This window comes from Hyphomicrobium sp., assembly GCF_035548195.1.
In the GTDB taxonomy this organism is placed as follows: domain Bacteria; phylum Pseudomonadota; class Alphaproteobacteria; order Rhizobiales; family Hyphomicrobiaceae; genus Hyphomicrobium_B.
Window position 1 is genome coordinate 1 of the sequence record NZ_DASZTY010000027.1, and the last position, 12,878, is coordinate 12,878.

Genomic DNA, 12,878 nt, shown 5'->3' on the forward strand with positions numbered 1-12,878 from the left:
AGACGGCGCGCCTGTCGCTGAACTACCGCTTCGGCAACGGCAAGCATGAGCCGGTCGATAATTCCATTCCGCCGGTTACCAGTAGCTGGACAGCTCCGTACATGGGCGTCGGCGCTGGCGCCGGTACTGCCGACACGAAAGCCGGGATCGGCGAGGAGCTTGGCTTCGGTCATCTCGCCAATGACGGTGCTTTCCTGACGTTCAATGCCGGATACGATTATCAGCTTAATTCTCGATTTGTAGTCGGCGCCTTCGGGGACGCGAGCTATACGAACTTTGGCTACGACGCAGATCTCAAGATTTCCGCCGGCGGTCTCAGCGAAAGCGAGACCGTTCATAACAACTTTGAGAATCTGCTGATGGTCGGCGGCCGCATCGGCTATCTGACGGCGCCCGACACTCTGCTTTTCGTCAGTGGCGGCTATGCCAATGCCGGGCTCAGCGATACGCGCTTCAATCTTCGCTTCAACGATGTGACCGTCGATTCTGCGGTCGTGGACGGCAGGCGCTTCTCCGGCGGTTTTGTCGGCGGCGGCATCGAGACGCGAATCAATGATTCGTTGTCGCTCAAAGCCGAGTATCGCTACATCGATTTCGGCGACGAAGATCTCTCGGCGAGATCGACCTCTTTCCCCGGTGCGGGGATCGAAGGGGTCAAGTTCGATCCGGTGCTGCAAATCGGAATGCTGTCCCTGAATTGGCGTCTCGGCAATCCCTCGGCTGCCAGCGACGCTCCGCTCAAGTAATGCGCGACAGCAAAAAACACGACAGGGGCCATCATGGCCCCTGAGCGCGTGGAAAATGCATCGGGAGTAGGAAGCTAGGCGGCTTCGGAGCCTTCGTGACCCGGATCGCGCAGGACGTAGCCTCGGCCCCACACCGTTTCGATGTAATGCTTGCCGCCGGTCGCTGCCTGCAGCTTCTTTCTCAGCTTGCAGATGAAGACGTCGATGATTTTCAGTTCCGGTTCATCCATGCCGCCGTAGAGATGGTTGAGGAACATCTCTTTCGTGAGCGTCGTGCCCTTGCGTAGCGAAAGCAGCTCAAGCATCTGATATTCCTTGCCGGTCAGATGCACGCGCTGGCCGTTGACGTCGACGGTCTTGGTGTCGAGGTTGACGCGCAGGTCGCCCGTTTCGATGATGGATTGAGCATGCCCCTTGGAGCGACGGACGATGGCTTGGATGCGGGCGACAAGTTCGTCCTTATGGAACGGCTTGGTCATGTAATCGTCGGCGCCGAAGCCAAGACCGCGGACTTTGTCGTCGATACCGGCAAGACCCGAGAGAATGAGGATTGGGGTCGAGACCTTCGAAACACGAAGCGTCTTTAAGACCTCATAGCCACTCATATCCGGAAGGTTGAGATCGAGAAGAATTATATCGTAGTCGTAAAGCTTACCGAGATCGACGCCCTCTTCACCAAGGTCGGTCGTGTAAACGTTAAAGCCTTCCGATTGCAGCATCAGCTCGATGCTTTGCGCCGTAGCGCTGTCGTCTTCTATGAGTAGAACCCTCATGACCGTTCCTCTGGTGCCCTATCCAATGACTCCGCGCCATGTCTGCCCTTCGCCCAAAGAAACGCGTAACAGTTCGAGCTAAGCGATCGTTAGGAAGTTAGCGACGAGAGGTTAACAAACCCTAATTCGGCGTTAGCCATTCGCGATAGGATGGGACGTTGCTGCAAGAATACAGCACCGTTTTGACCCACGCGGGCTTCGAGAAACGAGCATGACTCCTCGCTCGCGGGTGTAGCAACCCGTTCGCGCCAAGACGGCCCGTCGATATGTTAAAGTGTTAGAACTGCGCCCCTCTCGACCGCTGAACAGATCCCGCCGCGGAAACTTGCCTTCGGGGCGCCCACCCCGTTGACCTGCTTCTCGACCGCCTTGCGACCCGCACTCGGTTCGAATCAAGAGCTAACAGAATTCGCGTCCGGTCCCTAGAGTCGTTAGGGCGAAAATTTGCCCCTGAACGGCACGATATGTCAGAAATGGTTACGCGTTGCTTTACCGCAACTTAAGTGCAACATGCTATACGTAGTATTGAAGTAGCAAGGAGGCACTGCAACGCGGTTAATTCGCGGTGATTAACGCAGTTGTTCATGTTGCTGTGGCTACGAGATCTAGCCAAGCGATTGGCATGCTTCTTGTTTAGGCGAACATAGACGGTTCGAATTGAGTTTGGGGTATCGAACGATGAAGTCACGTGAGACCGCGATGCGCCTGAAGCGCCGCGAGGTGGAAGAAAAGTCCCGCAAGGTCGAGGATCTGGAACGGATTATCCGCGAATTCGACCAGATGGCCGCCGATCTCGAGCGCCAAATTCAACTTGAGGAAGACCGCACCGGCGTTCGCGACCGGGCCCATTTCTCCTATTCGACCTTTGCCAAGGCTGCAGCTCAGCGCCGAGACAACCTCAAGCAATCGACCGAGGGCCTGCGCGAGAAGCTCGCTGCTGCCGTCCGGGAGCGCGATGATACAATGGAACAGTTTTCGCGCGCGGCGCAGCAGGCTGAGGGCCGCGATGACCCGCGCGGAATTCGGCGCGAACGGCCTTTCGGACTCACGGCGTTGCGCTAAGCAACGAATTTAAAGGGGTTTTCCCTTTAGCTCCCCCTCCCTCCGATCCGTAAAGCGGTGCCTTTCGGGCGCCGCTTTTTCTTGTGTCAATTTCGACATCATCCCGGTTGTCCGTGGGTAACCCACTTGCCCAATCGCCGTGCGGCAGGCAAACGGGTTGTCGGTCGTCCTCCAGGTTCGATCGCGGAACGTGCGTGCGTGTCACCAAACCGGAGCACAATGGCGTACGGTTGCCCATCAAAAGCACGATTTGCTCTGCTTGCGACGATGCTGCTCTCCGGCTGCGGCGGCGTTGAAGCGCCGACGCTCAGCTTGCCTAGCGCCACGTCTGTCGGCGCGCTCCCGGCACAGCCAAGTGCGCCACCTCCCGCTACACCCGGGGCCGAGCCATCCGCTGCCATCGTCATCGACCAGACGGGCGGGCAAGGAGGATCAGCAACCGATATTTATTCCCGCCTCGCGACCGGAGCGATGAAATGCTGGTTCGTATCCGGCGGGCCACTCAAGAAAGATTATATCTACCACGCGGCTGCAGCTCCGGCGTCGCGCGGAGGCAAGGCAAAGATCGTTATTCATCAGCTCGACTCGACGCGGCCGAATCCGCGCGGTCTTAGGGCTTATGTCGTTGATATCGAACCGACGGGCGAAAACTCGGCCACAGTGAAGGCCGAGAACCTAAAAATGCCGGATGCTTTCGCCGGGGCGATGGCGAGCGACATTGCGCGCTGGACAAAGGGCGAGGACGGATGCGCAAAGGGATCGGCCGTCGCCGGTTGGGCGCCCCGCGACCCGCAGCCTGTTGCTTCCGCGACCACGCCTATGAAGACCAAGGACCGAAATGGCCATAGGGTCCATAAAGCGAGAGCGAAAGCGAAGCCTAAAGTTACGCAGGCGAAGCCTTCCGCGCACCCGATTTCCAAGGTGACGGCGGACGACTAAACCTCAGGCCCGCGCCAAGCTTATTCGCGATAGTCCTGCAAGCGCGTCGCGCGAAGGCCCGGGAGGCCATGCTTGTCGATCGAACGCTGCCACGACAAGAATTCGTCGACGGTCAACGTATAGCGCTCGCAAGCCTCCTCGATGCTGAGGAGACCACCGCGGACGGCAGCTACGACTTCAGCCTTGCGACGGATAACCCATCGCTTGGTGTCCCGCGGGGGAAGATCGGCGACCGTGAGCGGAGACCCATCGGGTCCGATCACGTAGCGCCCGCGCGCTCTCATCTGTTGTTCGGTCATGATACTCAATACACACTCTCTGACCACTGCTTACTTATAGCGGGTTGCCATTAAATTACCACTAAGCCCTTGAGTGAAAAGAAGTTAAAGGGTCGTGTCAATTCAGGGGTTTTCCACGCCGAGACGCCAATCCCGGAGGACTTTTGTCCCAATTTGGATCACGATGGTAACCCTAAGCTTCCTAAAGCGAATAATAGGCCAGTTGTAGGGCATGTCTTTCCAACGGCTTGCGGACCCCCCAGTTAATGAATTATGGATTGGAAAGAACCCGCCTGGATGATGGGTCCTCCATTGCGTCCGGCCTTACTGCTTTGAATACATTCACTCTTTTGATGCTGCCCTGGAGCGGGGTATAGTCCCATCGACTGTTTGGCGCTCGCATATCGTCCAACCGAAAGCTAATTGTCCGTCAGATGACCGATCTTCAGACGCCAACTGCCGCCCCGAGCGAGAAAAAGCGCGTCGTCGTCGCCATGTCGGGCGGGGTCGACAGCTCGGTCGCGGCCGCGATCATGAAGGCTGCGGGCCATGACGTCATCGGCGTGACGCTTCAGCTCTACGATCATGGCAGCGCGACCGGACGGAAAGGCAGCTGTTGTGCGGGCCAGGATATTCACGACGCTCGCCGTGTTGCCGAGACACTCGGAATTCCGCACTACGTCCTCGATTACGAAGCGCGCTTCGCCGAGAAGGTGATCGAAACATTCGCCCAAAGCTACGTTGCCGGCGAGACGCCCATCCCGTGCGTCACATGCAATAACGAGATCAAGTTTCGCGACCTTCTGGAAACGGCCAAGGATCTTGGCGCTGAGATGCTGGTGACGGGCCACTACGTGCAGCGGCGCGAGACCGAGCACGGGCCGGAACTCGCTCGCGCGGTCGATACGGATCGCGATCAGAGCTATTTTCTCTTTGGCATCACGAAAGAGCAGCTTGCGACGCTTTGGTTTCCGATTGGGGGCCTTCACAAAGCGGACGTGCGCGAGCTTGCACGCTCATTCAATTTGCCTGTCGCGGACAAGTCCGACAGTCAGGACATCTGCTTTGTACCGACCGGGCGCTATACTGATGTCATCGAGCGTCTAAAGCCCAATGCGCTCGATTCGGGGAACATCGTTCATCTCGACGGCCGTATTCTTGGGCGCCATGACGGCATTGTGCATTATACCGTCGGTCAGCGGCGCGGGATCAAAATTCCGGCGGCCGAACCGCTCTACGTCGTGCGGCTGGATGCGACCAAAAACGAGGTGGTTGTCGGTCCGCGTGCCGCACTGACGACAACCGGGCTTGTGCTCCGGGACGTAAACTGGCTTGGTGAAACGCTTTTTGAAGATGCTGCGGGCGACGGTCTCGACCTTTATGTCCGCATGCGATCGTCGCAAAAGCTGCGGGCCGCGCATGTCACCGCAGAAGCGAACGGCGCCGCCCGCGTCGAACTGCACGATGGCGAAGAAGGTATTGCGATAGGGCAGGCGTGCGTGTTCTATGCCAGCTCTGAGCCGAGGGCGCGCGTCCTCGGCGGCGGGTGGATTGCACGAACCGTGAAGGCCGCAGGGCAAGGGGATTTTCGCGTCAGAAGCCAAACTATGGTCGAGGTCCGAAGGTAAGGCTTTTTGGCGTTAATACGCAGCTATGGAGATGTGCGGTGGGTGAAAAGGGGTCGGTTTTTCGGCGCACGTCGGCTGCGCAATCTACTGTTTCCAGAAAACGATTTGAGCCAAAAGCACTTCAACTCGACGAAGGCGCCGTGCGCGACGCCTATCGCCGCTGGGCACCCGTCTACGACTACACGTTCGGTGCGGTATCGACAGCCGGCCGCCGTCACGCCGTGGAAATTATCAACGGCGGCAGCGGACGCGTACTGGAAGTCGGTGTCGGAACGGGATTGTCGTTGCCGGACTACAAGAAGCATCTCGACATTGTCGGGATAGATCTTGCTCCCGAGATGCTGGAAAAGGCGCGCGAACGGGTCGAATCCGAGAAGCTGACGAACGTCTCCGGTCTCTACGAAATGGACGCGAGCAATCTTCGCTTTCCGGATCATTCGTTCGATACCGTCGTTGCGATGTATGTCATTACGGTCGTGCCCGATCCGCAGAAAGTCATGCTCGAACTGGCTCGCGTGACGAAGCCGGGCGGCGAAGTCATGCTGGTCAATCACTTCAGCCAAGACCAGGGCGTACGAGGTTGGGTCGAGCGGCAAATGGCGCCTTTCGCGGATCTCGTCGGATGGCACTCGGTGTTCGACGTTTCGCGCGTGATGGTCTGCGACGACCTGAAGCTGATCGACCGCAAGTCCCTCAGGCCGATGGGTATCTTTACGATGATGCGTTTCCGCAAGGAGGCGTCGGTCGCCGAGCGGCCGGTTGCGGCTGAGTAGGCGCAAATACCCAATTACGCGAGGCCGTTGGCAGCTTGGGGAGCGGCGGAGGTGCGCGAAGCGTCGTGTTGACAGGACGATGCGGCGCTCCCTATAGACGGACCTCCAACGGTCGCGTGTTGGCTGGTGGGGCGGGATAGCTCAGGTGGTTAGAGCGAAGGTCTCATAATCCTTAGGTCGGCGGTTCAAGTCCGCCTCCCGCTACCAATTATAGTCGCGCATTTTTTTTGCCATTCCATCCAAACTCACCGCGTTAAAAGGCCCATCGACGAGTCGAAACCTCGACGCTTGCGCGCAACGTCGTAACGCTCGCCACGGGCGCACCCTATCGGTCAGAACTGGGCAGGGCCCTGGCAGCGGCGAGCCGATCGCACGAAACTACTTGCTGCCTTGGCGGGTCGCCCAGACCGTTTTCACGGCCTCATCGTCCATCTACGCGATGCTGAGCGAGATCGGGCGAGCGGAAATTCCAAGTCAAATGCAAGATGAGCGATGAAGCGCGGCTCGGTTGCCGCGGCTATCGCCAAGATTTGACTGGAGCGGTACGCGGATTTGATTCGGGTGCAAATAGTTTGTTTGTAAGCCTTGCCAGACTTATATTGCGCATGTGACGCGTACCCGTCATAAGGTCCGTCGGTTCGGTCGGGGAGTTCTGATGGCCAGGAAAAAAACGGCACTGATCTCTGGCGTTACCGGACAGGACGGCGCCTACCTCGCCCGTCTCCTCCTCGACAAAGGCTACGTCGTCCACGGCATCAAACGGCGATCATCATCGTTCAATACCCAGCGCGTCGATGAAATCTACCAAGACCCGCATGAAGGCGGGACGTCGTTCTTCATGCATTACGGCGATCTGACGGACTCGACGAATATCATAAGGCTCGTCCAGGAAACGCAGCCCGACGAAATCTACAATCTGGCTGCGCAGAGCCACGTTCAGGTAAGTTTCGAGACGCCGGAATATACGGCGAACGCCGATGCCGTCGGCGTGCTACGTTTCCTAGAGGCGCTGCGGATTTTGAAACTCGAAAATTCCGTGCGCTTTTATCAAGCGTCGACCTCGGAGCTTTACGGCAAGGTTCAGGAAACGCCGCAGAAAGAAACCACGCCATTTTATCCGCGCTCGCCCTACGGCGTTGCGAAGCTTTATGCGTATTGGATTACCGTAAACTATCGCGAGGCCTACGGCATCCACGCCTCGAACGGCGTGCTGTTCAATCATGAGAGCCCTATACGCGGCGAAACCTTCGTCACGCGGAAAATTACGCGCGCGGTTGCGCGGATCAGTGCCGGTCTGCAGTCGGCTCTCTATCTTGGCAACCTGGACGCGAAGCGCGACTGGGGACATGCAAAGGATTACGTCGAAGGCATGTGGATGATCGTCCAAAACGATCAGCCGGACGATTATGTTCTTGCAACGGGCGAAACACATTCGGTCCGCGAATTTGTCGAACTTGCCTTTGCTGAAGTTGGGATAACCGTCGCCTGGAAGGGCAAAGGTGCCGATGAGATCGGCTATGATCAAAAGACGGGGGCTGAACTCGTCCGCATCGACCCGCGCTATTTCCGCCCGACCGAGGTCGATCTGCTGCTCGGCGATCCGGCCAAAGCGCGTGCGAAGCTCGGCTGGCGCCACAAGACGACGTTTCCGGAGCTTGTGAAAGAGATGGTCGCGGCGGATCTTAGACTTCTAGAGCGCGAAAGTTGGCGTAATACCCTCAACGAGTAGTGTGGCGACAACGAACGATGTCTTTCGATTTGAGGAAGAAGCGTGTTTTTGTTGCTGGGCATCGCGGAATGGTCGGCTCGGCCATTGTGCGGGCCCTGGCCAACGAAGATTGCGAGCTGCTCACGGTCGGCCGCGATCAACTTGATCTCCGCGATCAAGCCCGTGTCCGAAACTGGTTCGAAGCCGAGAAGCCGGACGCCGTCTTTCTCGCCGCAGCAAGAGTTGGTGGCATTCTGGCGAACGACACTTATCCGGCCGAGTTTCTGTATGACAATCTCGCAATCGAAATGAACGTCATCGACGCAGCATTTCGTAGCGGCACTGAAAAGCTTTTGTACCTCGGATCGTCTTGCATCTACCCGAAATTTGCGCCGCAGCCGATCCCGGAAAGCGCTCTTTTGACCGGCAGCCTGGAGCCGACAAACGAATGGTATGCCATTGCTAAGATTGCGGGATTGAAACTCTGCGAAGCCTATCGCCGGCAATATGGGGCGAATTTCATTGCCGCGATGCCAACCAATCTCTACGGGCCGGGAGACAACTACGATCTTGCCAAAAGCCATGTCATTCCAGCCATGCTTCGAAAAGTGCATGAAGCGAAGCGTACAGGCGCGAGCGAAATCGTCATTTGGGGGACTGGCACCCCGAGGCGAGAATTCCTGCATGTCGATGACGCTGCGAGCGCCGCCGTTCATTTGATGAAGATTTATTCGGGCGCGGAACATGTGAACGTCGGCACGGGCAAAGACGTCACCATTCTGGAGCTTGCGAAGCTTGTGTGCGCAATCGTCGGCTTCGATGGTGCGATTGTGACCGACGCGAGTAAACCCGACGGAACGCCTCGGAAGCTGCTCGATGTTTCCAAGCTGATGGCGACGGGATGGCTACCCCGTTTTGACTTGAAGGATGGTCTTGACGATGCCTACGCATGGTTCAAAGCCAATGAAGCCACAGCACGTTTGACAGCTTAGGGCGGCCGCAGACAATGCCCCACTTTACGGTCGCGATATGTACTGCGAAACGGCCTGCGATGCTCGCTACGGCGCTGGACAGCATCGTGAAACTCAACGTGCCCGATGACGGAACGCTGTCAGTTGTCATCATCGAGAACGACCGTTCTCCAATGTCACGCGAGATCGTCGAGCGGGTGCAGGCAACGACGCAGGTTCCATTAAAATATTATCTCGAACCGCGCATCGGCATTCCATATGCGCGCAATCGTTCGCTTGTTGAAGCACTGGCGGAGAATGCCGATTGGATCGCGATGATCGACGACGATGAGACAGCGGAGCCGAACTGGCTCGTTCAGCTTTATGATGCGTGTAAGTCCTATCACGCGGATGTGGCGACGGGCTCCGTACGCCAGATTCCGGATGTGGCGCCTCCCCATTGGTGGAAGCCGCTCTCTTCGCTGGGCAAGCCTACGGGTTTCCTGCGTCGCGATGCTTACACCAATAATGTGATGTTTCATTCGAAACTTGTAAAAGCCGACGGAATGGCGCTTCGCTTCGACGATCGTCTCACGTTCGGCGCCGATGATGTCGATTTTTTTAGACGTGCGAACGGTAAAGGCGCCCGCATCGTGACGGTCGCGGACGTGTCGGTTGTCGAGCGCGTTCCCGCATCGCGCCTCTCAGTGCGGCGCGTTCTCAAGCGAACGTTCATGGTCGCAGCTGCCAACGCCTATTTGGGAGTTTTGAGAGACGGACGCACCGGGGCAGTCCTCAAGCGTGTTGTATCGATCATCCGGAGATCATTGGTGGGTCTTTTGCTTCTGATCGTCGGATTGCCGGTGTGGCTGGTCAAGCGTGTTGCCGGCGAAAAGCTCCTATTCAAGGGCGCATCGAGCCTGACAAAAGCCTGGGGAAGCCTCTACGGCCTGTCGGGTGGGACCTCGCGATATTATGGGCACGTGGACGGCGGTTAGTCCGCACCTTTATTGAGGCCGCCAGATCAGCGACGATGGATATCGCAAGACTCGAGTAATTCATCTGCCTCGCAGTCGGCGAGTTGCGAATCGTTTTGGCCGCGAACGTTCGCACGCATCATTCGGTAGATTCTGAGAAACCGATACCAGCCTTGGAGCCGTGCATAGCGCAATCCGCTTCGACCGCCGGTAAAGTGACGCCGGACAACGTAATACTTGAAGAAATGCATTGGAAATTCGGTCAGCAGCCGCGTCCCCAACCGCATCGGAGACAGCGTTTCGGCATGCTGCATCGAAATCCACATGCGGCGATTGAGCTTACGCTTCATGTCGTCGAATGAGCGTATCGAAAAGTGGTGAAGCGGCGCGTCCAGCTTGCCCACCTCGTAGCCATCCGTGACAACTGAATCGTGAACCGACGAATTTCGAAATCGGACTAACGTGCGATTGTACAGGCGAACGCACCAATGGTCGCGAGCAAGGTAGCGCGGCCTCGTGGCGCCGGGGTACACCAGACAAATCGGCATCCCGTAGGCAGCGAACTCCGGTTCGCCGTTTTCAAATAATTTCTGTATTTGCGCACGGAGTTCCGGGGTCACGACCTCATCGGAATCGATGTTCAGCAGCCAATTGTTACGACACTGATCTTCGCCAAATCGCTTTTGCTGTCCAAAGCCCGGCCAAGCATTGACGATGACGCGCGCGCCCTCTTTTTGGGCGATGGCAACCGTGTCGTCGGCGCTTTCGCTGTCGATGACTATAACCTCATCGACCCAATCAACGACCGAGCGAATGGTACGGCCGACGCGATCTGCCTCGTTCTTGGAAATTATGAAACAGGATAAAGGTAGTTTGGCCATCAAATTCCCCGCACGGCGCCTGTGCGATAACAGAGCCGTGAGCATGCGTCGCCTCAGATAGCCGCCGAGTTGCGGAGCTGGGCGGTTTTTGCTCGCCTGCTTCCCGCAGACCCCCGAACCGTGCACGAATTCATTTACACCAGTCCAACGCTCGCGCAATAGGTCAGTCCATAGAGCACGCGGTACCACATGACTATGATCCGAATGCAGCTTTCGGCATCATAATTGTAGCCTGCCCTCGAATGGTAATTGCCCGCACCGTCGGGTTTCCAAATACCTTGCGCTACCGAAAGACCTCGTGGGCAACCATAAGATACTCGTATTCAAGACTTATTCTCAAGCGGATTGAATCCGCCGAATCAATTCGTTGAACGGAATTCCACATCGGAAGGGCTCACGATCATCTTTGAGGGTGGGCACGGAAAGCGTATCGTGCACAAATATTTTGCGGGGCGGCGGCAAGATGTGATGACGAGAACTGTGTTTATCGACCCGGCGCTGAAGAGCGAGGCCGGGCACCATCTCCGATTGTCGATCGAGCTCTCCAAAGCCGCAAACCGGCTGGGTCACAAGCCGGTTTGGCTAGCCCACAGAGATCTCGATTCGCGGCTTGTCCCGGATTTCGTGCAGTTCGTGCCGACCTTCACGTCGGGCATTTACGAACGACAAATTGGTTTGTTTGGCAGAACGCTCAGGCCCATCATTGGTGAGCGACGAGCGCTGCGCTCGTCGTTCGGAGAACGGGCATGGGAAGTCCAACTCCGCCGAAAATGGCCCACTCCCTTATTGAACGGCGATCGCTGCCGGGAGCTTATAGAAGTGTTGCGCGCTCAAGCGCCCATGAAGAGCGATCACCTCATCATTCATAGCGCGGATCCTCAAACGCTCGATATGTTAAGCACTTGGGTGGCAAGCCAATCCAGGAGCGACATTCCCGAGATCCATGTGCGCACATGCTGGTCCAGCTCGAATATGCCGTTCGCGGATTATGGTGGCGGGTTCGCGAACGTCCTGGCTCGCCTAGCATCGATGAGCCGGGTGCTGACAGTTTCCGCCGAAACGCCGGCAGGCGCACGGCGTCTCGCGGACGAAACGGGATTACATGTCGACGTTGTTCCGCATCTTCTCGATGAAGCCACGCTGCGCCTTCAGCCCCGACACGCTTCGTCCGGTCCGCTGATCGTCGGCTGGCTCGGAGAACCCCGTCCGGAGAAGGGGACGAGAATTCTTCCTGATATCATCCGCAGGGTTCTCGACGCCAAGCCTGCGAGAGAAATGAAATTCCTACTCCAATGCGGGGGACGAACTTCGCGTAAGGCCCGGAAGTTCGATGCGCGCCTCGCGGAGTTCGGAGATGCTGTGGAAAAGCTCGATGTGGGCGTCTCGCAGGATGTCTATCTCGCGGCATTAAACCGGTGCGACATCCTTCTTCTGCCTTACGATCCGGATGTCTACCCACCGGAGCGTGGCTCCGGCGCGGTTGTCGAGGCGCTGCTGACGGCAAAACCGATTGTCGCAACTGCGGGGACCTTCGCGGCGAGCCTCATCACAATCGGTAACGGATGCATCGGAACGGACGCAACGTCGCTCGCCGAGGGATTGGTTCGCATTGGCTCCGATTACGAGTGTTATCTCAGGGGCGCTTTAGAGGCCCGCGACAACGCCCGAAAGATGTATGATCCGAGTGCCACTTACTGTCTGCTCATTGGTCGTACCGCGGAGGGCGCACCCAGCCACCGGCAGGATGCCCTGGGTGCGTGACACTCGCGAAACAATGTGATTTTGCGGATTAGGTTTCTGCCGCGTCCTCGAACACGTCCTGCTGCTCAGCCGCACTCTTGCTTGCGCCCGCGGCCTTGCGGCGCAGAGCGACCGTCATGCGCGTCTTGGCGATAATCTCGAAGCCGTTAGCGAGCAAAAGCGGCAGCGCCAATTTTCCCTTACCGGCATATTGGCCATCGGCGTCCATCCACGTATCGTCGAGCACGACGATACCACCGACCCGCATCTTCGCATTAATCGCCTGCGCGCACGCCTCGTGCATTTTCCAACACGCTTCGTCGTTGATGTCGGTCTGCAATAATTCGCGATATCGGTCCTGGCGCTTCTGTGAATGCTTACCGTGATCGCAATCGAAAGCATCGAGATAGATGAAATCGAATG

Annotated in this window: 13 protein-coding genes and 1 tRNA gene; 10 read left to right on the plus strand and 4 right to left on the minus strand. The window is 57.5% G+C overall.

The window, feature by feature from the left end:
- A partial coding sequence (locus VHB22_RS12160; RefSeq protein WP_325457246.1) for an outer membrane protein occupies positions 1-746 on the plus strand: 746 nt, incomplete at its 5' end.
- Positions 747-820: 74 nt separating this feature from the next.
- Here the strand turns inward: VHB22_RS12160 and ctrA are convergent.
- Positions 821-1,519: a response regulator transcription factor CtrA gene (ctrA, locus tag VHB22_RS12165; RefSeq protein WP_325457247.1), complete on the minus strand. Its 699-nt coding sequence runs from the start codon at positions 1,517-1,519 to the stop codon at positions 821-823.
- A gap of 678 nt (positions 1,520-2,197) precedes the next feature.
- On the opposite strand from ctrA, the gene VHB22_RS12170 reads away from it, so the two are divergent.
- Together VHB22_RS12170 and VHB22_RS12175 are read left to right on the plus strand one after the other, a co-directional pair.
- Entirely contained in the window at positions 2,198-2,581 is a 384-nt protein-coding gene (locus VHB22_RS12170) for a flagellar export protein FliJ (RefSeq protein WP_325457248.1), read from the plus strand.
- 219 nt (positions 2,582-2,800) lie between these two features.
- On the plus strand, positions 2,801-3,520 hold the full coding sequence (locus VHB22_RS12175; protein ID WP_325457249.1) for a hypothetical protein: 720 nt from the start codon (positions 2,801-2,803) through the stop codon (positions 3,518-3,520).
- Between the two features lie 20 nt (positions 3,521-3,540).
- Here the strand turns inward: VHB22_RS12175 and VHB22_RS12180 are convergent, their stop codons facing one another.
- Positions 3,541-3,819: a DUF1153 domain-containing protein gene (locus tag VHB22_RS12180; RefSeq protein WP_013216444.1), complete on the minus strand. Its 279-nt coding sequence runs from the start codon at positions 3,817-3,819 to the stop codon at positions 3,541-3,543.
- A gap of 413 nt (positions 3,820-4,232) precedes the next feature.
- Here VHB22_RS12180 and mnmA point away from each other — a divergent pair, with 413 nt between their 5' ends.
- The 6 genes from mnmA to VHB22_RS12210 all read left to right on the plus strand — a co-directional run bounded on the left by mnmA (position 4,233) and on the right by VHB22_RS12210 (position 9,855).
- A complete protein-coding gene (gene mnmA, locus VHB22_RS12185; RefSeq protein WP_325457250.1) occupies positions 4,233-5,426 on the plus strand; it encodes a tRNA 2-thiouridine(34) synthase MnmA in 1,194 nt (397 codons plus the stop codon).
- 38 nt (positions 5,427-5,464) lie between these two features.
- The gene (locus VHB22_RS12190) at positions 5,465-6,199 is read left to right on the plus strand and encodes a class I SAM-dependent methyltransferase (protein WP_325457251.1); all 735 of its coding nucleotides are present in this window, start codon (positions 5,465-5,467) and stop codon (positions 6,197-6,199) included.
- Positions 6,200-6,329: 130 nt separating this feature from the next.
- Positions 6,330-6,406 (plus strand) — tRNA-Met (locus VHB22_RS12195).
- 448 nt (positions 6,407-6,854) lie between these two features.
- Positions 6,855-7,928: a GDP-mannose 4,6-dehydratase gene (gene gmd, locus VHB22_RS12200; RefSeq protein ID WP_325457252.1), complete on the plus strand. Its 1,074-nt coding sequence runs from the start codon at positions 6,855-6,857 to the stop codon at positions 7,926-7,928.
- 17 nt (positions 7,929-7,945) lie between these two features.
- On the plus strand, positions 7,946-8,899 hold the full coding sequence (gene fcl, locus VHB22_RS12205) for a GDP-L-fucose synthase (RefSeq protein ID WP_325457253.1): 954 nt from the start codon (positions 7,946-7,948) through the stop codon (positions 8,897-8,899).
- 14 nt (positions 8,900-8,913) lie between these two features.
- Positions 8,914-9,855, plus strand: a complete 942-nt coding sequence (locus VHB22_RS12210; protein ID WP_325457254.1) for a glycosyltransferase family 2 protein — start codon at positions 8,914-8,916, stop codon at positions 9,853-9,855.
- 26 nt (positions 9,856-9,881) lie between these two features.
- Here the strand turns inward: VHB22_RS12210 and VHB22_RS12215 are convergent, their stop codons facing one another.
- Positions 9,882-10,715 carry a glycosyltransferase family 2 protein gene (locus VHB22_RS12215; protein ID WP_325457255.1) on the minus strand — a complete coding sequence of 278 codons (834 nt, stop codon included), beginning with the start codon at positions 10,713-10,715 and terminating at the stop codon, positions 9,882-9,884.
- Positions 10,716-11,183: 468 nt separating this feature from the next.
- Here VHB22_RS12215 and VHB22_RS12220 point away from each other — a divergent pair, with 468 nt between their 5' ends.
- The gene (locus VHB22_RS12220) at positions 11,184-12,476 is read left to right on the plus strand and encodes a glycosyltransferase (RefSeq protein WP_325457256.1); all 1,293 of its coding nucleotides are present in this window, start codon (positions 11,184-11,186) and stop codon (positions 12,474-12,476) included.
- A 28-nt stretch (positions 12,477-12,504) separates the two neighbouring features.
- Here the strand turns inward: VHB22_RS12220 and VHB22_RS12225 are convergent.
- The coding region (locus tag VHB22_RS12225; protein WP_325457257.1) for a hypothetical protein at positions 12,505-12,878 on the minus strand (374 nt) is incomplete at its 5' end.

Coding starts and splice junctions, on each gene's coding strand:
- VHB22_RS12220 (WP_325457256.1), top strand. CDS start 11,184: ATGACGAGAACTGTGTTTATCGACCCGGCGCTGAAGAGCGAGGCCGGG.
- VHB22_RS12180 (WP_013216444.1), bottom strand. CDS start 3,819: ATGACCGAACAACAGATGAGAGCGCGCGGGCGCTACGTGATCGGACCC.
- gmd (WP_325457252.1), top strand. CDS start 6,855: ATGGCCAGGAAAAAAACGGCACTGATCTCTGGCGTTACCGGACAGGAC.
- ctrA (WP_325457247.1), bottom strand. CDS start 1,519: ATGAGGGTTCTACTCATAGAAGACGACAGCGCTACGGCGCAAAGCATC.
- VHB22_RS12210 (WP_325457254.1), top strand. CDS start 8,914: ATGCCCCACTTTACGGTCGCGATATGTACTGCGAAACGGCCTGCGATG.
- mnmA (WP_325457250.1), top strand. CDS start 4,233: ATGACCGATCTTCAGACGCCAACTGCCGCCCCGAGCGAGAAAAAGCGC.
- fcl (WP_325457253.1), top strand. CDS start 7,946: ATGTCTTTCGATTTGAGGAAGAAGCGTGTTTTTGTTGCTGGGCATCGC.
- VHB22_RS12170 (WP_325457248.1), top strand. CDS start 2,198: ATGAAGTCACGTGAGACCGCGATGCGCCTGAAGCGCCGCGAGGTGGAA.
- VHB22_RS12175 (WP_325457249.1), top strand. CDS start 2,801: ATGGCGTACGGTTGCCCATCAAAAGCACGATTTGCTCTGCTTGCGACG.
- VHB22_RS12215 (WP_325457255.1), bottom strand. CDS start 10,715: ATGGCCAAACTACCTTTATCCTGTTTCATAATTTCCAAGAACGAGGCA.